At 64.4% G+C, this 24,155-nt stretch carries 21 protein-coding genes; 20 read left to right on the top strand and 1 reads right to left on the bottom strand.

Annotation, left to right across the window (positions count from 1 at the left end):
- Position 1: 1 nt before the first annotated feature.
- The 19 genes from HUW10_RS03790 to HUW10_RS03700 all read left to right on the top strand — a co-directional run bounded on the left by HUW10_RS03790 (position 2) and on the right by HUW10_RS03700 (position 20,705).
- On the top strand, positions 2 to 613 hold the full coding sequence (locus tag HUW10_RS03790; RefSeq protein WP_174502283.1) for an NAD(P)H-dependent oxidoreductase subunit E: 612 nt from the start codon (positions 2 to 4) through the stop codon (positions 611 to 613).
- A 1-nt stretch (position 614) separates the two neighbouring features.
- Positions 615 to 1,910 carry an NADH-quinone oxidoreductase subunit NuoF gene (gene nuoF / locus HUW10_RS03785; protein WP_174502282.1) on the top strand — a complete coding sequence of 432 codons (1,296 nt, stop codon included), beginning with the start codon at positions 615 to 617 and terminating at the stop codon, positions 1,908 to 1,910.
- 67 nt (positions 1,911 to 1,977) lie between these two features.
- On the top strand, positions 1,978 to 4,038 hold the full coding sequence (nuoG, locus tag HUW10_RS03780) for an NADH-quinone oxidoreductase subunit NuoG (RefSeq protein ID WP_174502281.1): 2,061 nt from the start codon (positions 1,978 to 1,980) through the stop codon (positions 4,036 to 4,038).
- Between the two features lie 5 nt (positions 4,039 to 4,043).
- Positions 4,044 to 5,060 (top strand): NADH-quinone oxidoreductase subunit NuoH, encoded by a 1,017-nt coding sequence (gene nuoH, locus HUW10_RS03775; RefSeq protein WP_174504739.1) that lies wholly within the window; start codon positions 4,044 to 4,046, stop codon positions 5,058 to 5,060.
- A gap of 15 nt (positions 5,061 to 5,075) precedes the next feature.
- Complete coding sequence (gene nuoI / locus HUW10_RS03770; protein WP_174502280.1) at positions 5,076 to 5,564, top strand: NADH-quinone oxidoreductase subunit NuoI; 489 nt, start codon at positions 5,076 to 5,078, stop codon at positions 5,562 to 5,564.
- A 6-nt stretch (positions 5,565 to 5,570) separates the two neighbouring features.
- Positions 5,571 to 6,221 (top strand): NADH-quinone oxidoreductase subunit J, encoded by a 651-nt coding sequence (locus tag HUW10_RS03765; RefSeq protein WP_174502279.1) that lies wholly within the window; start codon positions 5,571 to 5,573, stop codon positions 6,219 to 6,221.
- Complete coding sequence (gene nuoK, locus HUW10_RS03760) at positions 6,218 to 6,529, top strand: NADH-quinone oxidoreductase subunit NuoK (protein ID WP_011941875.1); 312 nt, start codon at positions 6,218 to 6,220, stop codon at positions 6,527 to 6,529. The genes HUW10_RS03765 and nuoK overlap by 4 nt, the downstream gene beginning before the upstream one ends.
- Positions 6,530 to 6,535: 6 nt before the next feature.
- Positions 6,536 to 8,464: an NADH-quinone oxidoreductase subunit L gene (gene nuoL, locus HUW10_RS03755; RefSeq protein ID WP_174502278.1), complete on the top strand. Its 1,929-nt coding sequence runs from the start codon at positions 6,536 to 6,538 to the stop codon at positions 8,462 to 8,464.
- A gap of 13 nt (positions 8,465 to 8,477) precedes the next feature.
- Positions 8,478 to 9,995, top strand: coding sequence for an NADH-quinone oxidoreductase subunit M (locus HUW10_RS03750; RefSeq protein ID WP_174502277.1), 1,518 nt, complete (start codon positions 8,478 to 8,480; stop codon positions 9,993 to 9,995).
- Between the two features lie 8 nt (positions 9,996 to 10,003).
- Positions 10,004 to 11,440 carry an NADH-quinone oxidoreductase subunit NuoN gene (gene nuoN, locus HUW10_RS03745; RefSeq protein WP_174504738.1) on the top strand — a complete coding sequence of 479 codons (1,437 nt, stop codon included), beginning with the start codon at positions 10,004 to 10,006 and terminating at the stop codon, positions 11,438 to 11,440.
- Positions 11,437 to 12,165: a biotin--[acetyl-CoA-carboxylase] ligase gene (locus tag HUW10_RS03740; RefSeq protein WP_174502276.1), complete on the top strand. Its 729-nt coding sequence runs from the start codon at positions 11,437 to 11,439 to the stop codon at positions 12,163 to 12,165. Before nuoN ends, HUW10_RS03740 begins: the two co-directional genes overlap by 4 nt.
- A 23-nt stretch (positions 12,166 to 12,188) precedes the next feature.
- Positions 12,189 to 12,989, top strand: coding sequence for a type III pantothenate kinase (locus HUW10_RS03735; RefSeq protein WP_174502275.1), 801 nt, complete (start codon positions 12,189 to 12,191; stop codon positions 12,987 to 12,989).
- Positions 12,990 to 13,024: 35 nt separating this feature from the next.
- Entirely contained in the window at positions 13,025 to 14,671 is a 1,647-nt protein-coding gene (locus HUW10_RS03730) for a ribonuclease J (RefSeq protein ID WP_174502274.1), read from the top strand.
- Between the two features lie 253 nt (positions 14,672 to 14,924).
- Positions 14,925 to 16,019, top strand: a complete 1,095-nt coding sequence (locus HUW10_RS03725; RefSeq protein WP_174502273.1) for an acyltransferase — start codon at positions 14,925 to 14,927, stop codon at positions 16,017 to 16,019.
- A gap of 34 nt (positions 16,020 to 16,053) precedes the next feature.
- Positions 16,054 to 17,367: a proline--tRNA ligase gene (proS, locus tag HUW10_RS03720; RefSeq protein ID WP_174502272.1), complete on the top strand. Its 1,314-nt coding sequence runs from the start codon at positions 16,054 to 16,056 to the stop codon at positions 17,365 to 17,367.
- Entirely contained in the window at positions 17,367 to 18,614 is a 1,248-nt protein-coding gene (locus HUW10_RS03715) for a lipoprotein-releasing ABC transporter permease subunit (RefSeq protein ID WP_174502271.1), read from the top strand. Before proS ends, HUW10_RS03715 begins: the two co-directional genes overlap by 1 nt.
- On the top strand, positions 18,607 to 19,284 hold the full coding sequence (locus tag HUW10_RS03710; protein WP_174502270.1) for an ABC transporter ATP-binding protein: 678 nt from the start codon (positions 18,607 to 18,609) through the stop codon (positions 19,282 to 19,284). Before HUW10_RS03715 ends, HUW10_RS03710 begins: the two co-directional genes overlap by 8 nt.
- Before the next feature lie 22 nt (positions 19,285 to 19,306).
- Positions 19,307 to 20,245, top strand: coding sequence for an alpha/beta hydrolase (locus HUW10_RS03705; RefSeq protein ID WP_174502269.1), 939 nt, complete (start codon positions 19,307 to 19,309; stop codon positions 20,243 to 20,245).
- Positions 20,235 to 20,705: a phosphate-starvation-inducible PsiE family protein gene (locus tag HUW10_RS03700; protein ID WP_174502268.1), complete on the top strand. Its 471-nt coding sequence runs from the start codon at positions 20,235 to 20,237 to the stop codon at positions 20,703 to 20,705. The genes HUW10_RS03705 and HUW10_RS03700 overlap by 11 nt, the downstream gene beginning before the upstream one ends.
- On the opposite strand, the gene HUW10_RS03695 is transcribed toward HUW10_RS03700, so the two are convergent.
- Positions 20,665 to 22,470 (bottom strand): ABC-F family ATP-binding cassette domain-containing protein, encoded by a 1,806-nt coding sequence (locus tag HUW10_RS03695; RefSeq protein WP_174502267.1) that lies wholly within the window; start codon positions 22,468 to 22,470, stop codon positions 20,665 to 20,667. The two genes, HUW10_RS03700 and HUW10_RS03695, sit on opposite strands and share 41 nt — an antisense overlap.
- 67 nt (positions 22,471 to 22,537) lie before the next feature.
- Here HUW10_RS03695 and HUW10_RS03690 point away from each other — a divergent pair, with 67 nt between their 5' ends.
- Positions 22,538 to 24,139, top strand: a complete 1,602-nt coding sequence (locus HUW10_RS03690; RefSeq protein WP_174504737.1) for an NAD(P)/FAD-dependent oxidoreductase — start codon at positions 22,538 to 22,540, stop codon at positions 24,137 to 24,139.
- Positions 24,140 to 24,155 lie beyond the last annotated feature (16 nt).

Here is a 24,155-nt window from a genome sequence, read left to right as displayed (position 1 = left end):
GATGAACGACATGGCCGAACCCGCTTTCAGCTTCGATGAAACGAGCGAGGCGCTGATCCCCTCGATCATCGCCAAATATCCGGAGGGAAAACAGGCAAGCGCGGTCATGCCGCTGCTTGACCTTGCCCAGCGGCAGATGGCGCGGCAGACGGGGCATGCCTGGGTGCCGCGGACGGCCATGGATGTGATCGCCAGACGGCTGTCGATGCCATCGATGCGCGTCTACGAAGTCGCGACATTCTACACGATGTTTCATACCAAGTCGGTGGGCAGGTATCACCTTCAGGTTTGCACCACGACGCCATGCTGGCTGCGTGGGTCGGATGAGGTGATGGCTTCCTGTCGCAAGGCTGCCGAAGCGGATGGCGAGATGTTCAGCATCGAGGAGGTCGAATGCCTTGGCTGCTGCGTCAACGCGCCGGTCGTGCAGGTGAATGACGATGTCTACGAGGATCTTGATGGTCCGCGCACCGAGGATCTGCTCGCCCGACTGCGCGCCGGGGACGTGCCGCCGCGCGGCTCGATGATCGGCCGGCAGAACTCGGCCCCCGAGGGAGGCCCGACCACACTGTTCAACGTGGGGGGCGGCAAGCAAGAGAGCGGAGCGGAATGACATGCTGAGCGATCGCGACCGGATCTACACCAATCTCTACGGTTTGCATGACTGGCAGCTTGCCGGCGCCCGCGCGCGTGGCGACTGGGACGGCACAAAGGATATTCTGGCCCGCGGGCGCGATGCGATCATCGAGGAAATCAAATCCTCCGGCTTGCGCGGGCGCGGGGGGGCGGGCTTCCCGACGGGGATGAAATGGTCGTTCATGCCGAAGGAAACCGGCGGACGTCCGAGTTATCTGGTCATCAATGCCGATGAAAGCGAACCTGGCACCTGCAAGGATCGCGATATTCTGCGCCATGAGCCCCACAAATTGGTGGAAGGCGCGCTAATCGCGGGCTTCGCCATGGGCGCGCATCGTGCGTTCATCTATGTTCGTGGCGAATATTATAACGAATACAGGAATTTACAGGCCGCTGTTGACGAGGCGCGTGAGGCCGGGCTGATCGGCGATGATGCCTGCGGTTCGGGCTGGGCTTTCGACATCACCGTGCATCGGGGCGCCGGGGCCTATATCTGCGGCGAGGAATCGGCGCTGATCGAGAGCATTGAAGGCAAGAAGGGCATGCCGCGGATGAAACCGCCATTCCCGGCGGCACTCGGTCTTTATGGCTGCCCGACCACAGTCAACAATGTCGAGACCATTGCCGGGGTCGCAACCATCATGCGGCGGGGGGCCGCCTGGTTCTCCGCACTCGGCCGGCCGAAAAACTCCGGCACCAAGATCTTCTGCATTTCCGGCCACGTGAACAGGCCGTGCAATGTGGAAGAGGAGCTTGGCATTCCGCTGCGCGAACTGATCGAGAAACATGCAGGCGGCGTGCGCGGTGGCTGGGACAATCTGCAGGCGGTGATCCCGGGCGGTTCTTCGGTGCACATGATTCCGAAATCGGTCTGCGATACGGTTCTGATGGATTATGACAGCCTGCGCGAGCAGCGTACCGGGCTTGGCACCGCGGCGGTGATCGTGATGGACAAGTCAACCGACCTGATCCGGGCGATCGCGCGGCTCGCGGCGTTCTACAAGCATGAGAGTTGCGGCCAGTGCACGCCCTGCCGCGAGGGTACCGGCTGGATGATGCGGATGATGAACCGGCTAGTCGAGGGGCGGGCGGAGATCTCCGATATCGACCTGCTCGAACAGGTCACGAGACAGGTCGAGGGTCATACGATCTGCCCGCTTGGCGATGCGGCGGCCTGGCCGATCCAGGGTCTGCTGCGGCATTTCCGGCCGATGGTCGAGCAACGCATCGCCGAGTACAAGGCACGCACGGCAGCGCGCCTCGCGGCGGAATGACGGAGGGGACGATGCGGCACAAGGGGATCAACGGCGCCGCGCGCGCCACCGGCGGGGTGCGGGTCTGATGCCGAAAGTCACGGTTGACGGAGTCGAGATCGAGGTTCCGAACGGATACACGGTGCTGCAGGCCTGCGAGGAGGCCGGCAAGGAAATTCCGCGCTTCTGCTACCATGAGCGCCTGTCGATCGCCGGGAACTGTCGCATGTGCCTCGTGGAAATCGAGAAGATGCCGAAGCCGGTCGCTTCCTGCGGGCAGCCGGTGGGCGAGGGCATGGTCATCCATACCGACAACGAGAAGGTCCGCCAGGCACGCCGCGGGGTGATGGAATTCCTGCTCATCAACCACCCTCTCGATTGCCCGATCTGCGATCAGGGCGGCGAGTGCGACCTGCAGGACGAAGCCGTCGGATATGGGCGCGACCACACCCGCTATGATGGCAACAAGCGCGCGGTGAACGACAAATATCTCGGCCCGCTGGTCAAGACGGTGATGACGCGGTGCATCCATTGCACCCGCTGCGTCAGGTTCATGGCCGAGGTCGCTGGCGTGCCGGAACTCGGCGCCGTGCAGCGCGGCGAGCATATGGAAATCACCAATTATGTCGAACGCGGGCTATCGTCCGAACTTTCGGGCAATATCATCGATCTCTGCCCGGTTGGCGCGCTGACTTCGAAGCCGTACGCGTTCACCGCCCGGACCTGGGAGCTGCGCAAGACCGACAGTATCGACGTGTTCGACGCTGTCGGCACCAATATCCGCATTGATTCCCGTGGCGCCGAGGTGCTGCGCGTGTTGCCCCGGCTGAACGACGCGGTGAACGAGGAATGGCTTGCCGACAAGGGGCGTTTCTCGATCGATGGCCTCAAGCGCCGCCGGCTCGATCGGCCCTGGCTGCGTGAGGATGGCAAGCTGCGCCCGGCGAGTTGGGATGAGGCCTTTGCCGCCATTGCCGGCCGGATCAAGGGAACCGACGGGAGCCGGATTGGCGCTATTGCGGGCAATCTCTGCGAAGCCGAGAGCATGATGGCGCTGAAGGATCTGATGGGCGCGCTCGGCTCCGCCAATCTCGACTGCCGGCAGGATGGGGCGTTGTTCGACGTTTCGAACCCGGCATTCTATCGTTTCAACACGACGATCGAGGGGATCGACGAGGCTGATGCCCTGTTGATCGTCGGCGCCAATCCGCGCCAGGAAGCGCCGGTGCTGAACGCGCGGCTGCGGCGCCGCTGGGTCGAAACCCCCGGTTTCGTCGCCGGGCTGATCGGCGCGCCGGCCGATCTCACCTATGATCATGAACACCTTGGCGAGGGGGGCGATGCGCTGAAGGCGCTGCTCGACCCGGAGCACCCCCTCACGAAACGTCTGGCGGCAGCGAAGCGGCCGATGCTCATTGTCGGCCCACAGGCTTTTGCCAGGGCGGATGCAGCTTCAGTGCTCGCATCCTGCTGGCAGATCGCACGCCAGACCGGGATGCTGAGCGCCGACTGGCACGGCTTCAACGTGCTGCACAATGCCGCTTCACGAATGGGCGCGCTGGAACTCGGGTTCCTGCCGGGGGGCAAGGGCAAGGACATCGCCGGCATGATGGGCGGTGGTGTCGATGTGCTGTGGCTGCTCGGCGCCGACGAGTTCGATGTTTCGCAGATCGGTGCGGAGACGTTTGTGGTCTATCAGGGCCATCACGGCGATCGTGGTGCGGCGCGGGCCGACGTGATCCTGCCCGGAGCAGCCTATACCGAGAAGCCTGGCACGTATGTGAACACCGAGGGCAGGGCGCAGCGCGCGCTGCGGGCGATTTTCCCGCCCGGCGAGGCGCGGGAGGACTGGGCGATCCTGCGCGCGGCGAGTGCCGCACTCGGCCGGCCGTTGCCCTATGATGATCTCGACGCCTTGCGTGCCCGGATGGTCGAGGCGCATCCTGCCCTCGGCGAGGCTGGTGCGCTGCGGCGCCTTGGTTATGGCGGCGACGCTGCTCCGGGAGGCGATCCTGCTCTGGTGAGCGATGCGCCGTTTGGCCGCGCCTTCGCGAATTATTACCAGACCGATCCGATCAGCCGCGCGAGCCCGACCATGGCGAAATGCATCGAGGAAATTGTCCTCCCGCGCCAGATGGCGGCGGAGTGAGCGTGATGGAGGCGGGTTTCTTCTCGACCGATCTCGGCATTCTCGTCATCACGCTGCTGCGCGCGCTGGCCCTTCTGGTGCCGCTTCTGATCGGCGTTGCCTATCTCACCTATGCCGAGCGCAAGGTGCTGGCGGCCATGCAACTGCGCAAGGGGCCGAACGTGGTCGGCCCGTTCGGTCTCTGGCAGCCCTTCGCCGATGCGATCAAGATGCTCTTCAAGGAAACGGTCATTCCGGATGGCGCGAGCCGCCTGCTGTTCCTGTTCGCACCGATGATCACGTTCGGGCTTGCGATCATCGCCTGGGCCGTCATTCCGGTGAATAACCACTGGGCAATCGCCAACATCAATGTCGGCCTGCTCTATCTTTTCGCGATTTCGTCGCTCGGGGTCTACGGCGTCATCATCGCGGGCTGGGCGAGCAACTCGAAATTCGCGTTTCTCGGCGCTATGCGCAGCGCGGCGCAGATGGTGAGCTACGAGGTTTCGATCGGCCTCGTGATCCTGTCGGTTCTGGTCTGCGTCGGCAGCCTGAACCTGAACGACATCGTGATGGCGCAGCGGCATGTCTGGTTCGCCATACCATTGCTGCCGATGTTCGTGATCTTCTTCATCTCCGGCCTCGCCGAGACGAACCGTGCGCCCTTCGATCTGCCGGAAGGCGAGAGCGAAATCGTGGCCGGGTTTTTCGTCGAGTATAGCGCGATGAGCTTTGCGCTGTTCTTCCTCGGCGAATACGCGAACATGATCCTGATGAGCGGCATGACGACCATCTTCTTCCTTGGTGGCTGGCTGTCGCCGATCCCGGTTGCGCCCTTTACCTGGGTTCCGGGGCCTATCTGGTTTCTGCTCAAGGTCATGCTCTGCCTGTTCGTGTTCCTCTGGGTAAGAGCGACCCTGCCGCGGTTCCGCTACGACCAGCTTATGCAGCTTGGCTGGAAAGTGTTCCTGCCGTTCTCTCTGTGCTGGCTGGTGGTGACCGCGAGCGCCCTCGAAATTTTCGGCTGGTTGCCGCATGCGTGACCGGGAGATTGGATAATGGCCAGACTTGATCGCATCGCGCACCGGTTTCTCCTGCTGGAGATTCTTTCCGGCATGCGTCTGACCTTGCGGTATTTCTTCACCCGCAAGGCGACGTTGAACTATCCGTTCGAGAAGAACGCGATCAGCCCGCGCTTCAAGGGCGAGCATGCGCTGCGGCGATATCCGAACGGCGAGGAGCGTTGCATCGCCTGCAAGCTTTGCGAGGCGGTCTGCCCCGCGCAGGCCATTACCATCGAAGCCGAACCGCGCGAGGACGGCTCGCGTCGGACCACGCGCTACGACATCGACATGACCAAGTGCATCTATTGCGGCCTCTGCGAGGAAGCCTGCCCGGTCGATGCGATCGTCGAAGGGCCGAATTTCGAATTCGCGACCGAGACGCGCGAGGAGCTGATGTATGACAAGGAAAGACTGCTCGCGAACGGTGATCGCTGGGAAAGCGAGCTGGCCAAGCGTCTCGAACTCGACGCGCCCTACCGGTAACGCATCATGATCGTCACCCTCGCATTCTACGTCTTCGCGGCGATCCTGCTGCTTTCCGCCTGCATGGTGATCACCGCGCGCAATCCGGTGCACTCGGTACTCTTCCTCATCCTCGCCTTCATCAACGCCGCGGCCCTGTTCGTGCTGGCCGGCGCCGAATTCCTGGCGATGGTGCTGGTGATCGTCTATGTCGGCGCGGTCGCGGTGCTGTTCCTGTTCGTCGTGATGATGCTCGACGTCGATTTCGTGGCACTCCGCGAGGGGTTCCAGCGCTATGCGCCGCTCGGCCTGCTGATCGGGTTCATCCTGATGGTTGAAATCGGCGCCGTCGCGGTGGGCTGGACGATTACCCCCGCTGCTCATCTTGCCAGCCAGGTGCCAATGCCTCTGCATCTGTCGAACACCGCGGCACTCGGCGACCTGATCTACACTCATTACATGTTCGCCTTCGAGCTGGTGGCGCTGCTGCTCCTCGTTGCGATGATCGGCGCGATCGTGCTGACTCATTCGGGTGAGCGCCGCTCGCGCCGGCAGGACATTTCCGCCCAGCATCAGCGGCCGATCGACGAGACGCTGACGATGGTCAAGCTCGGCATCGGCAAGGGAGCGAAGCAGATGACAAATTCGGCGCCCGCCAGTCAGGAGACGATCCGATGAGTGCAGTCGGGCTCGGCCCCTATCTCGTCGTCGCCGGGCTGCTGCTGGTGATCGGGATTTTCGGTATCTTCCTCAACCGGAAGAACATCATCGTCATCATGATGTCGATCGAGCTGATCCTGCTCGCCGCCAACATCAATTTCGTCGCCTTCTCCTCGGCGCTGCACGATATGGCAGGCCAGGTCTTCACCATGTTCGTGCTCTCGGTCGCGGCGGCGGAGGCGGCGATCGGGCTGGCGATCCTTGTGGTGTATTTCCGCAATCGCGGCTCGATCGAAGTCGAAGACGTCACGCTGATGAAGGGCTGAGCCGACATGCTGCTTGCCATTGCCGTTCTCGCGCCGCTGGCCGGCGCGCTGCTCGCTGGGCTCGCCCGCCCCACGCTCGGCCGCGCCCCCGCCGTCGGGCTCAGCGTCGCCTCTCTGATCATCGCCGCCATCGCCGCGATCGGCACGGTCTACCGCCATCTCGTGCTCGGGGCCGCCGACCATCTCGTCGTCCTCGGACAGTGGATCTCGGTCGGCACCTTCGCGCCACAATGGGCGCTGCGGATGGATACGCTTTCGCTCGTGATGGTTGGCATGGTCTGCGTGGTTTCGGCGCTGATCCATGTCTACAGCATGGGATACATGGCGGAGGACCGCACCGAGCCACGCTTCTTCGTCTACATCTCGATGTTCACCTTCGCGATGCTGATGCTCGCCACGGCGAACAACCTGCTCCAGCTGTTCTTTGGCTGGGAAGGCGTTGGCCTGATGTCCTATCTGCTGATCGGCTACTGGTACGACCGTGCCAGCGCTAACGAGGCGGCGATCAAGGCCTTCATCGTCAACCGGGTGGGCGACCTGTTCTTCGCAGTCGGCATTGCGCTGACCTGGTACGAGTTCGGCAGCGTCGACTTCGATACGATCTTTGCCGGCGTGGCGAAGGTTGCGCCGCACGCCTACCATTTGTTCGGTACCGACCTGCCGGTGCTCGAGGTGATCTCGATCCTTCTTTTCATCGGCGCGATGGGCAAGTCCGCGCAGCTGTTCCTGCACACCTGGCTGCCGGATGCGATGGAAGGCCCGACGCCGATTTCCGCCCTCATCCATGCCGCGACCATGGTCACCGCCGGCGTGTTCATGACCGCGCGGATGTCCCCGGTGATCGACGCAGCACCCGTCGCCCTCGCGCTGATCACGGTGATCGGCGGCTTCACCGCCTTCTTTGCGGCGACGATCGGCTGCGTGCAGAACGACATCAAGCGCATCATCGCCTATTCGACCTGCTCGCAGCTCGGCTACATGTTCCTTGCGGTTGGCGTGGGGGCGGCGCCGATCGGCATCTTCCATCTGATCAACCATGCCTTCTTCAAGGCGCTGCTGTTCCTCGGCGCCGGTTCCGTGATCCATGCGCTGGCCGACGAGCAGGATATCCGCAAGATGGGCGGGCTGTGGCGCAAGCTGCCGGTCACCTATGTGACCATGTGGGCGGGTGGCCTGGCGCTGGTCGCGATTCCGCCATTCTCCGGGTATTTCTCGAAAGATGCGATCCTGTCAGCCGCCTTCGCCGCGCATTCGCACACGGCCGTGTTCGGCTGGCTGTGCGGCACGCTGGGCGCGGGGCTGACGGCGTTCTACACCGTGCGGCTGATGCTGCTCACCTTCCACGGCAAGCCGCGCGCCTCCAGCGAGACGCTGGCGCACGCGCACGAAAGTCCGCTGGTGATGCTGGTGCCGCTGGTTGTCCTGGCGATCGGGGCGCTGACCACCGGCGTCCTGCTCGGGCCGACCTTCATCGGCGCGCATTTTGCCAATTTCTGGGGCTCCAGCATCGCTCTGCCGCATGGCGGTGCCGTAATGGCCGCGCGCGACGGCATCCCCGCCTGGGCGGAGAAGATGCCGCTGCTGCTTGCCATTGCCGGCATCGGCATCGCTTATTGGTTCTACGAACTCGCTCCGGGGCTGCCGGCGCGGCTGGCCGCTTCCTGGCCTGGGCTTCACGCATTTCTGCTGAACAAATGGTATTTTGATGAGCTGTATGACGCGATCTTCGTTCGCCCGGCACTGCGAATCGCGCGCGCGATCTGGCGGATCGGCGATGAGGAGATGATCGACGGCGTGCCGGAAGGTCTGGCGCGGCTCACTGGCGATGCCTCCGGCGTCGCCAGCCGGCTGCAGAGCGGATCGATCGCGGTTTACGGGTTCGTGATGCTGGTCGGGTTGATGGTGCTGGTGACCGTTTTCCTGGTCGCGCGGTGAGGGGGAGCGGCACATGAATTTACATCTTCTCTCGCTGATGACCTGGCTGCCGCTGGCCGGCGCCGTGATGATGTATTTCACGGGTGACTCCGCCAACCCGACCACCGCCCGCAATGCGCGCTGGATTGCGCTGTGGACCAGCCTGCTGGTGCTCGTGCTCGCGGTGGTGATGATCGCCGGCTTCGATCCCTCGGTTCACGGCTTCCAGTATATCGAAAGCGCCGAGTGGATACCGGCCTATGGCATTGGCTACCGGATGGGCGTCGACGGCATCAGCCTGTTCTTCGTTGGTCTCAGCGCGCTGCTGACACCGGTCGCCGTGCTGGCAAGCTGGCGCGAGAGCCGGCGTGTGCGCGACTACATGGCCGCCTTCCTGCTGCTTGAGACCATGACGATCGGCATGTTCTCCGCCCTCGATTTCCTGCTGTTCTATATCTTCTTCGAGGGCGTTCTGATCCCGATGTACCTCATCATCGGCGTCTGGGGGGGAGAGCGGCGGATCCACGCCGCGGTGAAGTTCTTCCTCTTCACCCTCGCGGGCTCGCTGCCGATGCTGCTCGCCCTGGTCTGGATGTGGCACCACGCCGGCACGACCGACATGGTGCAACTGATGCACACGACGATTTCGCCGACCATCCAGGATTGGCTCTTCGTCGCCTTCCTGCTTTCCTTTGGCGTGAAGGCCGCTGTCTGGCCGATGCACACCTGGCTGCCTGACGCCTATGGCGAGGCGCCGCTGCCCGGCACGATCATGCTTGCCGCGGTCCTGTCGAAAATGGGCGCTTATGGCTTCCTGCGCTTCTCGCTGCCGATGCTGCCGCAGGCGACGGCCTATTTCGAACCTTTCATGTTCGCGCTTGGCATCATTGGCATCGTCTACATCTCCTTCGCCGCCCTCGCACAGACCGACATCAAGCGCATGATCGCCTATTCATCGGTCGCGCATATGGGCCTGATCGTCGTCGGCATCTTCACCGTGACCGTCGCCGGCATCGAGGGCGCGCTGTTTCAGATGGTGTCGCACGGCCTCGTCATCGCCGCCCTGTTCCTCTGCGTCGGCATCCTGCTGGCACGCGGGCATTCGCTGCGGCTCGACCAACTCGGCGGGCTGGCCTCGCGCATGCCGGTCTACGCCACATTCCTGATGCTGTTCGTGATGGCGAATGTCGGCCTGCCCGGCACTTCCGGCTTCGTCGGCGAAATCCTGGTGATGATCGGCGCGATCCAGGCGAATTTCTGGGTGGCCTTACTCGTCGGCACCGGCATGATCCTGAGCGTGATGTACATGCTCGTGATGGTCCGCCGCATACTGTTCGATCAGGCGCGCAGCGTCGCCAACGCGGTCATCGCCGATATCGGGCCGCGCGAATGGCTGCTTCTCGCGCCGCTGGCGGTGCTGGTTCTCGTGCTGGGGTTCGCACCTGGTGCCCTTACCCACATCTTTGGCGGCGCCGTGCAGGATCTTGTTCATGCGCATCTCGCCGCCCTGTCGTCCGGTGCCCATGCCCGGCTGGCCATGATCAAGCAGTGAGCGAGGCAATGTCGACATTCTACACCGTTCTGCCCATCCTGTTTCTCGCGGTTGCGGGAATGGTCATGCTGATGTCCGGCGTTTTCGCCCGACGCGACCATAGTTTTGCGATCACCGCGGTCACCGGGGTGGTGATCGCCATCGCCGCGCGACTGCTCGTGGCCGCCCCGACCGGAACGGTGCTGCATGGGTTGTATCAGACAAACGATTTCACCCGGTTCGCCGACGTGCTGGTCGCGCTCGGCGCCATCGGCGCTCTTGCGCTTTCGGTGACCTTCAATCGAAATATCGGCATTACCCGTTTCGAATTCCCGGTGCTGATCCTGTTCGCGGTCACTGGCATGGTCGTGCTGGTTTCAGCGAACGATCTGATCACCCTTTATATCGGGTTCGAGATCCAGTCGCTTGCGCTCTACGTTCTCGCAGCCTTTGCCCGGCACAATCTGCGCTCATCTGAAGCCGGGCTGAAATATTTCGTGCTTGGTGCGCTGTCGTCCGGGCTGCTGCTCTATGGCATCTCGCTCGTCTACGGGTTTGCCGGGACCACGAGCTTCGAGGGCATTGCCCGTGCGCTGGCAAGCCACCAGGCTGCCGCCATGGGCTCGACGGTCGGGCTGGTCTTTGTGCTCGTCGGCCTGGCGTTCAAGATTTCCGCGGCCCCGTTCCATATGTGGACGCCCGATGTTTATGAAGGTGCTCCGACCTCGGTGACGGCGTTCTTCGCCACGGCACCAAAGATCGCCGTCTTCGCCCTGCTGCTGCGGGTGATGCTGGGGCCGTTCGGTCCCGCGATCGCGCAATGGCGAGACCTCGTCGAACTCCTCGCGGCGGCATCGATGGTGATCGGTGCCGTTGGCGCGATCCGGCAGACCAGCATCAAGCGCCTCATGGGCTATTCTTCAATCGGCCACATGGGTTACGCCTTGATGGGACTTGCGGCAGGCACTGCTGACGGGGTGAGCGGCGCGCTGATCTATCTGGCGATCTATGTCGTGATGTCGCTCGGCACGTTCGGTTGCATCATCGCGATGAGCCGCGGCCGGCAACCGGTCGACCGGATCGCCGATCTCGCGGGCATGGCAACGGATGATCCGCGGTTTGCCTTCGCGCTGGCGGTGATGATGTGGTCGATGGCCGGCGTCCCGCCGCTCGCCGGCTTCTTCGGCAAGTTCTACGTCTTCGCGGCCGCGATCAATGCCGGCCTTGCGCCCCTGGCCGTGCTCGGCATCGTTACCAGCGTGGTGGCCGCCTTCTACTATCTGCGCGTGATCAAGGTGATGTATTTCGATGCCGGTGAGCCTGGTCTCGACTCGCGCAATTCGGGGGTCAGCCTGGTCATCGGGATCGCGTCGGCGGGCGTGTTGCTGTTCGCCTTTCATCCCTCGACGCTGACGACCCTGTCCACGATGGCGGCTCACGCGGTCATGGCGAGCCAGGGCTTTTGACGGCAGGCGTGACGCACTGGCGGATCGAACGCTACGATACGCTGGACTCGACATCGGATGTCTGTGGACTGCGGGCAGCAGCGGGCGAGCCTGCCGGGTTGATGGTGCTGGCCGGCCGGCAAACCTCCGGACGCGGCCGTGCCGGGCGTCAGTGGAATTCACCCGAGGGGAATTTTTACGGCTCCGTTCTGCTGCGGCCGAACATGCCAGCGGGGCAGGGGGGATGGTATGCCCTGCTTGCCGGTCTTTCACTGATCGAGGCACTCGATCCCGCCCTCCCGACCCCAGGGGTGATCGCCCTGAAATGGCCGAACGACGTGATGGCGGGGGGGGCGAAGCTCGCCGGTATCCTGCTCGACGCGACAATCGAGAACGGCCTCATCGCCAGCCTCGTGATCGGTGTTGGCGTCAACCTCGCCGCAGCACCTGACGTGCCCGGCCGCGCCACGACCAGCCTCGCATCGCTTGGCGGTACGATGACCCCCGAGGACCTGGCGCCTTCTCTCTGTGCACGGCTCGATCACTGGCTGGGGAAACTGGCGTTCGACTCCGAGCCTCTGCGCCAGGCCTGGATCGCCCGTGCCCATCCGGAGGGCACGGCGCTGACGGTCGATGGCGGCCGGCGCAGCGGTACCTATGCCGGACTTGACAAGGATGGCGCCCTGCTGCTCCGCGAGGACGGACGCGTCGTCGCGCTGCGCGGCGGCGACGTCTCGCTGATCTGATCGCCCAACCGAGCCGGCATGACATGAAACTGGTTATTGACGCAGGCAACACCAATATCGTCTTCGCTGTTCATGACGGCGAACGCTGGCGCGGCGCCTGGCGCATAGCGACCGACGCGCAGCGCACCTCCGACGAATACGGAGTCTGGCTCGGCTTTCTGCTCGATCGTGCCGGCATCGCCTCGGCGGGGATCGACGCCGCGGTGATTGGTACCGTCGTTCCGGCGGCGCTCTACCACTTGCGGCGGCTATGTCGTGACTGGTTCGGGATCGAACCCTTGATCGCCCGCGCCGAACTCGACTGGGGATTTGCAATCGAGATGGACAATCCGGCCGAAATCGGTGCGGACCGCCTTCTCAATGCGTTGGCCGCCCATCATGGCTATGGAGGGCCACTCATCGTGATCGATTTTGGCACGGCGACGACCTTCGACGTGGTCAACGGCAACGGCGCGTATGTCGGCGGCGTGATCGCGCCGGGAATCAACCTCTCGATGGAGGCTTTGCATCAGGCCGCCGCCCGGCTGCCCCGCATCGGTATCGGGCGGCCGCAACAGGTGATCGGCAAATCGACAATCCCGGCCATGCGCTCAGGCATTTTTTGGGGGTATGTCGGTCTGGTCGAGGGGTTGATCTCGCGTATCGAGGCGGATTTCGGCGGCAAGATGAAAACAATCGCCACCGGCGGCCTTGCGCCGCTGATTGCCGAGGGCACGTCAAGCATCGGCTTCACCGATCCCGATCTCACGCTGGAGGGCCTGCGCCTGCTCGCCCTTCGCAATCCTGCGCCGCAGCTGCGGCCGCGCGATGTCGAACACGAATGAACAAGCGTCATACGACTGAACAACAAGGTGACTTCATGAACGAGATCAGCAACGGGCTGAGTTTTACCCCGCTTGGCGGCACCGGCGAGATCGGCATGAACCTGAACGTCTACGGGCTGGATGGTGATTTTCTGGTGGTCGATTGCGGGATGGGCTTTGCCGGGCCCGAGGCCCCGGAGGCCGAATTGCTCGTCCCCGACCCGGCCTTTCTTGCCGCGAACCGCGAGCGCATTTGCGGCCTCGTGATCACCCACGCGCATGAAGACCATATTGGCGGTATCGCCCGGATCTGGGATGCGCTCCGCTGTCCGGTTTACGCGACGCCTTTTGCCGCGGCGCTGATCCGCTATCGCCTTGGCGAAGCCGGTCTGTTGCGCAGCGTACGGATTACCGAAATCCAGCCCGGCGGCAGTTTCGAGGTCGGCCCGTTCGGGTTGCGCTATATCCGGATGGCCCATTCCACGCCTGAGTCGCAGGCCCTCGTCATTGCCACGAAATACGGCACCGTGCTGCATACCGGAGACTGGAAGCTCGATCCGGAACCGCTGATCGGCCCGCCGACCGACGAGGACGCCCTGCGGGAGCTGGGAGATGCGGGTGTGCTCGCGATGATCTGCGATTCGACCAACGCTCTGGTCGAAGGTCATTCCGGCTCGGAAGCGACCGTGCGCCGCAGTCTGACCAGCCTTATCGCCGGGCTGCGGGGACGGATCGTGGTGACCTGCTTCGCGAGCAACATCGCCCGGATCGAGACTGTCGTGAAAGCGGCCGCGGCGGCTGGCCGGCATGTTGCGCTGGTTGGCCGCAGCCTCGCGAAATATGTCGATGCTGCGCGGGAGTGCGGCTACCTTACCGACCTGCCGGATTTCGTGCCGGAGGACGATACCGGGTCGATCCCGGATGACAATCTGCTGATCCTGGCCACCGGCAGCCAGGGCGAGAAGCGTTCCGCCCTCGCGCGGATGGCTGCTGATACGCATCGCCATGTCGAGCTGGGCGAGGGCGACACCGTCATTTTTTCAGCGCGCGTCATTCCCGGCAACGAGCGTGCGATCGGCGCCGTGCAGGACGAGCTGGTGCGTGCCGGCGTGAACATCATGACGGATGACGATCATATGGTGCATGTCTCGGGTCATCCCGCGCGGGACGAGCTTCGCCGGCTCTACCGCCTGGTGCGGCCGCAATATCTCATCCCGACCCATGGGGAATGGCGACACATGGCCGCGCAGGCCGATCTCGCCGAATCCGAGAATATACGCACGCTGCTGCTGGAGGACGGTGATGTGCTGCGCCTCGCGCCGCAAGCGCCCGAGATTGTCGACAGCGTTCCCGTCGGGCGGCTGGCTGTGGACGGTGATCGTCTCGTGCCGATGCAGGGCGGCGTCATGGCCGCGCGACGGCGGATGATGCTCAACGGGGTCGTGGTCGGCAGTCTCGCCGTTGATCGAGCCGGCAAGGTGAAGGGGGCAGCGCAGATCACGGCACCAGGCCTGTTCGAGGCTGACGACAGCGCGCTCGCGGCGCTGGCTGATGATTTCGTCGCCACATTCGAGGATCTGCCGGTGGGGTTGCGGACCGATCAATCCGCTGTCCGTGAGGCGGCACAGACGGCGCTCCGTCGCGCGCTCGGCCGTCGCTTCGGCAAGCGTCCGATGGTTGAGGTTCACATCATACACGTCTAATTGCCGTATAATTAGGCAAATGAACCTAAATTATTCAGAAACAGACGCTTTATTGATCAAATCGAGGTTTTCTCGGTCATTTTTATAGGCAATTATCGATGATTTCGCTTTACCGATTTTGTGGTGCGCTGCACTATCGTTCGTGGAGTGGGGAATGGTTCTTCGCTCCGCCGTGTGACTGGCGTTTCCTCCCTGAACTTGGCCCGCTGGCTTTTTCGCCGGCGGGTTTTTTTTCGCCCGGGAGGAAAGCGCGATGACCCGCCGGCGAGAACTGACAGACCTGACGGCCTGTCGCGCCCTCTTCGCACTCTGGGTCTTCGCCTATCACGTCAATCTGCAGGCAGGGTATGCCGGCTGGCTCGCCCCCCTCGCACCGGTGATTACCCATGGCTATCTCGGGGTCGATGGCTTCTTCATTCTCTCCGGGCTGTTGCTGACGCGGGTGGATCAGGACATCCCTCTCACCATGCGCGGTGCGGCTCGATTCTGGGGAAAGCGCCTGGCGCGGATCTATCCGGTGCATCTTGCGGTGATCGTCCTGCTCGGCGCGGTGTTCCTGGCCGGAAAAGCTGCCGGCGTGACGCCGCGCGAACCGCCGCGGTTCTCCGGGGTGGCGTTGCTCTGTCATTTGTTGCTGGTGCAGGGCTGGGGAACGCTGAACCATTGGGCGTGGAACTATCCCTCCTGGTCGATCAGCACCGAATGGGCCGGCTATCTCATGTTTCCGCTGTTGATTGCGGCCTCCAGGACATTTTACCAGGCAGCCTTCGTGATTTCCCTTCCCCTCTGTTTCATGGTTCTGGCCCTCGTCGCCGAAGTGTTCGGCGGGCTCAATCTGACCTTTGGCGCCTCCTTGCTGCGGTTTTTCCCGGAATTCGTCGCCGGCATGGCAACAGCGGTCTTCATCCCCATCATCGCCGACGCAGCGCCCAACCGGATGATCGCCCTCATCGGTGGTCTCGTTGCGCTCTTCTTTGCGGCCACCGGCCACGATGCCATGACCGTTCTCGGGCTCTGGCTGATGTTGTTCGGTTTTGGCATGCAGGGAGACGCCGGCCTGCCGGCTTGTCTCGGCGCCATTCGCCCGCTGCGGGCCATGGGCGTGTTGTCCTATGCGTTCTACATGAGTTTTGCGCCGGCCGAACTGATGACCGCGCAGCTGTTCCGGCATCTCGGCATCGTCCGCGCAGCGGCGCCGCTCGCGGTTGCGGGGACGCTGGTGGCACTCACTGCGGGCCTCGCCGTGCTGTTGCACCTGCTTGTCGAGAAGCCCGCGCGGATCGCCTTCAACCGCGGTTTGGACCCTGAACGCGCGGCGGCTCTGGCCGAGGGCAGCGTGGCGCTGTAATCAGGCTTCCGACCCCAACCGATCAGGACTCATCATGCGTCTTTCCCGCTCGCTCATTCCCACTCTCAAGGAAACGCCCGCCGAAGCGCAGATCGTCTCGCACCGGCTGATGCTGCGCGCCGGGTTGATCCGCCAGCAATCGGCCGGCATCTATGCCTGGCTGCCGGCGGGGCTGCGGGTGCTGCATAACATCGCCAACATCGTTCGCGAGGAACAGGCTCGCGCCGGCGCGCAGGAAATCCTGATGCCGACGATCCAGTCCGCCGAACTCTGGCGGGAAAGCGGGCGCTACGATGCGTATGGCCCGGAGATGCTGCGCATCCGCGACCGTCACGATCGCGAGATGCTCTACGGCCCGACCAACGAGGAAATGCTGACCGCGATCATGCGCGATTCGGTGCAGTCCTACCGCGACCTGCCGCAGATGCTCTACCAGATCCAGTGGAAATTCCGCGACGAGGTGCGTCCGCGCTTCGGCGTGCTGCGCGGACGCGAATTCTTTATGAAGGACGGCTACAGCTTCGATCTCGATTATGAGGGTGCGGTCGAAAGCTACCGGCGGATGATGCTGGCCTATATGCGGACCTTCAAGCGCATGGGCGTGCGCGCAGTGCCGATGCGCGCCGATACCGGCCCGATCGGTGGCAATCTCTCGCATGAATTCCACATCCTGGCGCCGACCGGCGAAAGCGGTGTGTTCTACGATTCGAGCTTCGAGACGATCGAACTCGGTGATGATGCCTATGACTACGAGGCCCGCGCCGATCTCGACGCGTTTTTCGACCGCATGACCTCGCTCTATGCCGCGACAGACGAGAAGCACGACGAGGCCGCCTGGGCGAAAGTGCCCGAGGATCGGCGCCGCGAGGGCAGGGGGATCGAGGTTGGCCAGATCTTCTATTTCGGCACCAAATACAGCCAGGCGATGAATTTCGCCGTGGTCGGGCCGGACGGCGCGCGCGTGCATCCCGAAATGGGCAGCTACGGTATCGGCGTTTCACGGCTGACCGGTGCGATCATCGAGGCGAGCCATGACGAGGCGGGGATCATCTGGCCTGATGCGATCTCGCCATTCCGCGCCTCGATCCTCAATCTCCGCCAGGGCGATCAGGTGACCGACGCGCTCTGCGAGCGGATCTACGACGCCCTCGGCCGCGATGCGCTCTATGACGACCGCGAGGCCCGTGCGGGAGAGAAATTCGCCGATGCCGACCTGATGGGCCATCCCTGGCAGGTCATCGTCGGCCCGCGCGGCGCGGCGAAGGGCCAGGTCGAGCTCAAGCACCGCCGCACCGGCGAGCGCGCCGAACTCGACATCGATGCCGCCCTCGCGAAAGTGCGCGCCTGATGTTTTCCGCCTTCGAGCGTCGGGTCGCGTTCCGTTACCTCCGCGCCCGCAAGGGCGAGCGGTTCGTCTCGATCATCGCCATATTCTCGCTGATCGGCATTGCGCTCGGGGTGGCGACGCTGATCATCGTGATGAGCGTGATGAACGGTTTCCGGCAGGAATTGCTGGCGCAGATCCTCGGCCTCAACGGCGATATCGGCGTCTACGGCGCCGGTCACAACATCACCCAATACGACGCGGCGGCCGGGCGGCTCGAAAAGATCCCGGGCGTGATCAGTGCCATCCCCATCGTGCAGGGTGAGGTTCTGATGACCGGGCCGCATGGTGGCGCGATCGGCGGGGTGGCGCGTGGCATCCAGCCTGGCGGGCTGGCGAAGCTGCGAACCGTCTCGCATCATATCGTCGCCGGCTCGCTGAAGGATTTCACCGGCGGCGATATCGCGATCGGCGCCGGCGTCGCCAGCCAACTCGGCATTTCACGCGGTGGCGCCATCACCCTCGTGCTGCCGCAGGGCGATGCCACCATCATCGGCACCATCCCGCGCATCCAGAGTTTTCATGTCAGCGCGATATTCCGCACCGGCATGGCGCAATACGATTCCAGCTTCGTCTTCCTGCCGCTCGCCTCGGCGCAGACGCTATTCCGCGCGCAGGACGCCGCGACGCAGATCCAGCTTTTCGTGAAGAACCCCGACAATACCGCCCCGATCAAGGCCGCCATCCCGAAGGCGATGGGCGGCGCACCGGTCAACGTGGTCGACTGGCAGGACAGCAACAACGCCTTCTTCGCGGCGGTCAATGTCGAGCGGAACGTGATGTTCCTGATCCTTACCCTGATCATTGTCGTTGCCGTGTTCAACGTGGTGTCCTCGATGATCATGATGGTGAAGGACAAGACCGCCGATATCGCCATCCTGCGCACGATGGGGGCGACTTCTGGCTCGATCATGCGGATTTTCTTCATGGTCGGCGCGTCGGTCGGCGTGATCGGCACGATCGCCGGCTTCGGGCTCGGCGTCGTCTTCTGCGCGTATATCGAGCAGATCCGCCAGTTCGTGCAGGGGCTGACCGGTACGCAGCTCTTCAACCCGACGGTCTATTACCTTGAATCACTGCCGGCGAAACTGGTCTGGAGCCAGGTGGTCGAGGTCGTGGTGATCGCCATCGGCCTGTCCTTCGTCGCCACGCTCTATCCGAGCTGGCGGGCCGCGCGAACCGATCCGGTGGAGGCGTTGCGCCATGAGTGAGGTTCTGAAACTCGAGGGTGTCGTCCGCACCTTTCATGGCGAGGGCGAGGATCTGCACATCCTGCGTGGCGCCGATCTTTCGCTGCGCAACGGCGAGATCGTCGCACTCGTCGCCCCTTCCGGGTCCGGCAAATCCACCCTGCTGCACCTCGCCGGGCTTCTGGAGAAGCCCGATGCCGGCACCATCCGGATCGGTGGGATCGATACCGCCCGCCTGTCGGATTCCGAAAAGACCACGCTCCGCCGCAATGAAATCGGCTTCGTCTACCAGGCGCATCATCTGCTGGCAGAATTCACCGCGCTGGAAAACGCGGCACTGCCGCAGCTCATCGCGGGGCGCGCCCGCAAGGATGCCGAGGCCCGCGCGGCACATCTGCTCGAGGCGTTCGGCCTTGCTGCGCGCGCGCAGCATCTGCCGGGCAAGCTCTCGGGCGGCGAGCGCCAGCGCGTTGCCATTGCGCGCGCCATGGCGAACGCACCGAAGCTCCTGCTCGCCGACGAGCCGACCGGCAATCTCGATGTTGCCACCGCTGATCTCGTCTTTGGCGAATTGCTGCGGGTGGTGCGGCATGAAAACATCGCGGCGCTGATCGCCACCCACAATCCCGATCTTGCGGCACGCATGGATCGCGTGGTGATGCTGCGCGATGGCCATCTCGTCGATGGCTGAACAACAAGGGGAGATACCGTCAATGGCAGAACTCGACAGCAGCGCCGCCACGGCGCTTGAGCTCATCCGTGCCGCGGGCCGCCCGCCGGCCGACCAGTTGAGCCCCGCCGAAGCGCGGATCGGCTACCTGCAGGCGCGCGGCGCCCTTTCGCCCCAGCCTCCGGCAATCACGCAGGTGCGCGATCTCGACGCCCAGGGCCGCAACGGCGTCATCCCGCTCCGCCTCTATCGCGATGGGGACGATGCCACCGCGCGCGGCTGCCTCGTATATTTCCACGGTGGCGGCTGGGTGATCGGCGATCGCGACACGCATGACGTTGTCTGCCGGCAGATCGCGCAGCGCAGTCGCGCGGTGGTCATCTCGGTCGATTATCGGCTCGGCCCTGAACACAAATTCCCCGCCGCGGTCGAGGATGCGATCGACGCCACGGCCTGGGTCGCGACCCATGCCGATGCACTCGGCATCGATGCGAAGCGCCTCGCGGTCGGCGGCGACAGCGCGGGTGGCAACCTCGCCGCCGTCGTCGCGATCGACGCGCGCGACAATGCCGGCCCTGCCATCGCGCTTCAGGCGCTGGTCTATCCCTCGACCGACATGCTGGGCTCGACCGCGAGCCACGAGGCCTTCGGCGAGAACTACATGCTGACGAAAGCGATGATGACCTATTTCCGCGCCCACTACCTCCGCTCGGAGGCAGACAAGGCGGACTGGCGGGCCTCGCCGATGCATGCCGCCCGGCATGACCGCCTGCCGCCGGCCCTGGTCATCACGGCCGGCTTCGATCCGCTGCGCGACGAGGGCGAAGCCTATGCGCGACATCTTGCGGAAATCGGAATTGCGGTCACGCTGCGGCGCTTTCCAGGGCAGATCCACGGCTTCCTGACGATGGGCCGGGTCATTCCCGAAGCCGGCGAGGCGGTTGGCGAAATCGTCGCGGCGATGGCGGCCCGTGGCATCTGACGTAACCGAGAGGCCGCGCGGACGCTGGCGCGGTCTCGTCTTCCGCGGCTACGACATCGCGGTGGACGCGGTCATCCTCGGTGTCATCCCGCTGATGCTCGTCGCCCTCGCCTTCGCGTTCCTCGAGGCGGTCGCCAGCACGATCCATCTCTTTCCCGATTTCCGGGCCGAGACGATGGACACATTCACCCTTCGCGTGCTGGTCGAGCAGATCCTCGACGTCGTCATCCTCATCGAGCTGTTCAACACCTTCATGGATTATGCGCGCACCAGGCGCATCAGGTTGTCGACGCTGCTCGACGTGACGATCGTCTTTTCCCTCCGCGAGGTGCTGATCAAGCTCTATGGCCAGAAATTCTCGGCCGAAGATATCCTGACACTCGTCGTCGTCATCATCGTGCTGGTGATCGCGCGCAGCATCACGATGAGGTTTTCGCCCCATCAGCAGCCTCGCGCCTGAGTTCGAGGTCGAGCCATTCGGCCTCGAGCGCGGCGAGCCGCTCCTGTACCCCGCCTACGGTTTCGCTGGCCTTGCGGAACCCGTCAGGGTCGCGGGTAAAGAAATTGGCATCGGCGAGGCGTGCCTCGTGCTTGGCGATTTCGGCCTGAAGCCCCTCCATCTCGCCTTCGAGCTGCTTCAGCCGGTGCCGGTCGCGGAAGGAAAACGCCGAAGCCGCGGCCTTGGGCTTGGGTGGCGTCGCGGCTTGCTTGCGCGGCGTTGCCTCGCGCGTCTCACGCGTGCCGCGCTGGGTCAGCATGTCCGCATAGCCGCCGGCATATTCAACCCATCGCCCGTCACCTTCCGCCGCGAGCGTGGAGGTCGCGATGCGGTCGAGAAAGTCGCGATCGTGGCTGACCAGCAGCACCGTGCCAGCATAGTCGGACAGCATGTCCTGCAGGATGTCGAGTGTTTCGAGGTCGAGATCGTTGGTTGGTTCGTCGAGGATCAGCAGGTTCGAGGGCCGCGCCATCGCGCAGGCCAGCAGCAGCCGGCCGCGCTCGCCGCCCGAGAGCGTGCCGACCGGCGTGCGCGCCTGTTCGGGGCGGAAAAGGAAATCCTTCATGTAGCCAACGACATGACGAAACTGCCCGCCGACCTCGACCATGTCACTCCCGCCGCCGGTCAGCGTGTCGGCCAGTGTGCGGGCAGGGTCGAGGGCGGCACGCTGCTGGTCGAGCGTCGCCACGGCCAGGTTGGTGCCCTGGGTGATCGTGCCTGTGTCCGGCTCGATCTGCCCGGTCAGCAGCCGGAGCAGCGTGGTCTTGCCGGCACCGTTCGGCCCGACGATGCCGAGCCGGTCGCCGCGCAGCACCCGCAGCGTCAGGTCGCGGATCACGCAGCGCTCGCCGAAGCATTTCGTAACGTTCTCGGCATCGACGACGATCTTGCCGGAGAGTGTCGCGGCACTCGTCGTCACGTTCATCTCCCGCGCCTCGCGCCGCTCCTCGCGCTTGCGGGTCCGCAGGGCAGCGAGTTCGGCAACGCGGCGGACATTGCGCTTGCGCCGCGCCGTCACGCCATAGCGCATCCAGTCTTCCTCGCGCACGATGGCGCGGGAGAGCTTCTGCGCGTCGCGCTCTTCCTGTTCGAACACCTCGTCGCGCCAGGCCTCGAAATGCGAGAAGCCGCGATCGATCCGGCTGGTCCGGCCGCGATCGAGCCAGACGATGCTGCGTGTCACCGTCTCCAGCAATCGCCTGTCATGGCTGATCAGCACGATGCCGGCGCGCGAGGCCTTCAGTTCGGCCTCCAGCCATTCGATTGCCGGCAGGTCGAGATGGTTGGTCGGTTCGTCGAGCAGCAGTACGTCGGGCTCCGGCGCCAGCACCTTGGCCAGCGCGGCCCGGCGCGCCTCGCCGCCGGACAGGCGGGCGGTGCTCTCGGCGCCGGTCAGCCCGAGCCGATCGAGACAGGCGCGGGCCCGGTGTCCGTCCACTTCCGGATCGAGACCGTCGAACACGTAATCGAGCACGGTCGGGAAGCGGGTGAGGTCCGGCTCCTGCGGCAGGTAGCGCAGGGTGGCGCCGGGCTGCAGGAACCGTGTGCCGGAATCGGCCTCTGCCAGACCCGCTGCGATTTTCAGCAGGGTGGACTTGCCCGATCCGTTGCGCCCGACCAGGCAGATGCGCTCGCCTGCGGCAATGCCGATTTCCGCGCCATCCAGCAGCGGTGCGCCGCCGAGCGAGAGCCTTATGTCTTGCAGGTTGAGCAGGGGAGGGGCCATGCGCGCCTTGTGGCCAATCGCGGATCGCATGGCAAGCGAGCGCCGATCGGAGTATGAGAGCGCCGTCATGATCCGCCTGACCGAAATCCGCCTGCCGCTCGACCACACCCCCGACGCCCTGCGCGATGCGGTGCTTGCCCGCCTTGGCATCGGTGAGGCGGCGTTGCGCGGCTTCACCGTGTTCCGCCGCGCCGTCGATGCCCGGCGCAAGGCCGCGATCGTCCTGACCTATACGATTGACGTCGAAGCCGAGGACGAGGCGGAGCTTCTCGCCCGCCACGCGGCGAGCCGCCATGTCGGTCCGACGCCGGATATCGGCTACCGGCTTCCGCAATCCCGCCCGCCGGCGCGCCGGCCCATCGTTATTGGCACCGGTCCCTGCGGCATCTTTGCCGCCCTCATCCTCGCCCAGGCAGGGCTGCGCCCGCTGATCCTGGAACGCGGCAAGGTGGTGCGTGAACGCACGAAGGATACCTGGGCGCTCTGGCGCCGCGGCGTGCTGACGCCCGAATCCAACGTCCAGTTCGGCGAGGGCGGGGCAGGGACGTTCTCCGACGGCAAGCTCTACAGCCAGATCAGCGATCCCAACCATCTCGGCCGCAAGGTGCTGACCGAATTCGTCGCCGCCGGCGCGCCCGAGGAAATCCTCTACGTCGCGCATCCGCATATCGGCACGTTCCGCCTCGTTGGCATGGTCGAGACCATGCGTGCGACGATCGAGCGGCTCGGCGGGGAATACCGTTTTGGCGCGAAGGTGACCGACCTTGCCATCGACACCGCCGGCGACGGCCGCCAGGTGCGCGGCGTGGTGCTGGAGTCCGGCGAGACGATCGAGACCGACCACGTCATTCTCGCCATCGGCCATTCCTCGCGCGACACCTTCGCCATGCTGCGCGACCGCGGCGTTCATCTGGACAAGAAACCCTTCGCCATCGGCTTCCGCATCGAGCATCCGCAATCGGTGATCGACCGTGCCCGCTATGGCGATCATGCGGGCCACAAGCTGCTCGGCGCTGCCGACTACAAGCTGGTGCATCACGCGAAAAACGGCCGTAGCGCCTACAGTTTCTGCATGTGCCCCGGCGGCACCGTGGTCGCCGCCACGTCTGAGCCCGGGCGCGTCGTGACCAACGGCATGAGCCAGTATTCGCGCAACGAGCGCAACGCCAATGCCGGGATCGTGGTTGGCATTTCGCCGGAGGATTTTCTGGGCGATGTTCTGGCCGGCGTCGAGTTGCAGCGCCGTCTCGAAACGGCAGCCTATGTGGCGGGTGGATCGAACTACAACGCGCCGGGGCAACTCGTCGGCGATTTTCTGGCCGGCCGCGCCTCGACGGATTTCGGTGCCGTGATCCCGTCCTACCGGCCCGGCGTCACCCTCACCGACCTGTCGGCACTGCTCCCGGATTACGCCATCGAGGCAATCCGCGAGGCTTTGCCCGCATTCGGGCGAAAAATTCCCGGCTTCGACCGTGACGATGCGGTGCTGACCGGGATCGAAACCCGCACCTCGGCGCCCATCCGCATCACCCGTGGGGCTGATGGCCAGAGCCTCAACACGCGCGGCCTGTTTCCCGCCGGCGAAGGCGCGGGCTATGCCGGCGGCATTCTCTCGGCGGGGGTCGATGGTATCCGCGCTGCCGAGGCTGTTGCCCGCAGCCTCACCTGAGGCGGCGTTACCCTGC

Source organism: Acidiphilium sp. C61 (assembly GCF_905116885.1).
GTDB lineage: Bacteria > Pseudomonadota > Alphaproteobacteria > Acetobacterales > Acetobacteraceae > Acidiphilium.
The sequence above is the reverse complement of the archived record's forward strand: the minus strand, read 5'-3'. Positions and strand labels throughout refer to the sequence as shown.

Excerpts from the sequence above, each read along its gene's own strand:
- HUW10_RS03790 (WP_174502283.1), top strand. The coding sequence starts at position 2 with ATGAACGACATGGCCGAACCCGCTTTCAGCTTCGATGAAACGAGCGAG.
- nuoF (WP_174502282.1), top strand. The coding sequence starts at position 615 with ATGCTGAGCGATCGCGACCGGATCTACACCAATCTCTACGGTTTGCAT.
- nuoG (WP_174502281.1), top strand. The coding sequence starts at position 1,978 with ATGCCGAAAGTCACGGTTGACGGAGTCGAGATCGAGGTTCCGAACGGA.
- nuoH (WP_174504739.1), top strand. The coding sequence starts at position 4,044 with ATGGAGGCGGGTTTCTTCTCGACCGATCTCGGCATTCTCGTCATCACG.
- nuoI (WP_174502280.1), top strand. The coding sequence starts at position 5,076 with ATGGCCAGACTTGATCGCATCGCGCACCGGTTTCTCCTGCTGGAGATT.
- HUW10_RS03765 (WP_174502279.1), top strand. The coding sequence starts at position 5,571 with ATGATCGTCACCCTCGCATTCTACGTCTTCGCGGCGATCCTGCTGCTT.
- nuoK (WP_011941875.1), top strand. The coding sequence starts at position 6,218 with ATGAGTGCAGTCGGGCTCGGCCCCTATCTCGTCGTCGCCGGGCTGCTG.
- nuoL (WP_174502278.1), top strand. The coding sequence starts at position 6,536 with ATGCTGCTTGCCATTGCCGTTCTCGCGCCGCTGGCCGGCGCGCTGCTC.
- HUW10_RS03750 (WP_174502277.1), top strand. The coding sequence starts at position 8,478 with ATGAATTTACATCTTCTCTCGCTGATGACCTGGCTGCCGCTGGCCGGC.
- nuoN (WP_174504738.1), top strand. The coding sequence starts at position 10,004 with ATGTCGACATTCTACACCGTTCTGCCCATCCTGTTTCTCGCGGTTGCG.
- HUW10_RS03735 (WP_174502275.1), top strand. The coding sequence starts at position 12,189 with ATGAAACTGGTTATTGACGCAGGCAACACCAATATCGTCTTCGCTGTT.
- HUW10_RS03730 (WP_174502274.1), top strand. The coding sequence starts at position 13,025 with ATGAACGAGATCAGCAACGGGCTGAGTTTTACCCCGCTTGGCGGCACC.
- HUW10_RS03725 (WP_174502273.1), top strand. The coding sequence starts at position 14,925 with ATGACCCGCCGGCGAGAACTGACAGACCTGACGGCCTGTCGCGCCCTC.
- proS (WP_174502272.1), top strand. The coding sequence starts at position 16,054 with ATGCGTCTTTCCCGCTCGCTCATTCCCACTCTCAAGGAAACGCCCGCC.
- HUW10_RS03715 (WP_174502271.1), top strand. The coding sequence starts at position 17,367 with ATGTTTTCCGCCTTCGAGCGTCGGGTCGCGTTCCGTTACCTCCGCGCC.
- HUW10_RS03710 (WP_174502270.1), top strand. The coding sequence starts at position 18,607 with ATGAGTGAGGTTCTGAAACTCGAGGGTGTCGTCCGCACCTTTCATGGC.
- HUW10_RS03705 (WP_174502269.1), top strand. The coding sequence starts at position 19,307 with ATGGCAGAACTCGACAGCAGCGCCGCCACGGCGCTTGAGCTCATCCGT.
- HUW10_RS03695 (WP_174502267.1), bottom strand. The coding sequence starts at position 22,470 with ATGGCCCCTCCCCTGCTCAACCTGCAAGACATAAGGCTCTCGCTCGGC.
- HUW10_RS03690 (WP_174504737.1), top strand. The coding sequence starts at position 22,538 with ATGATCCGCCTGACCGAAATCCGCCTGCCGCTCGACCACACCCCCGAC.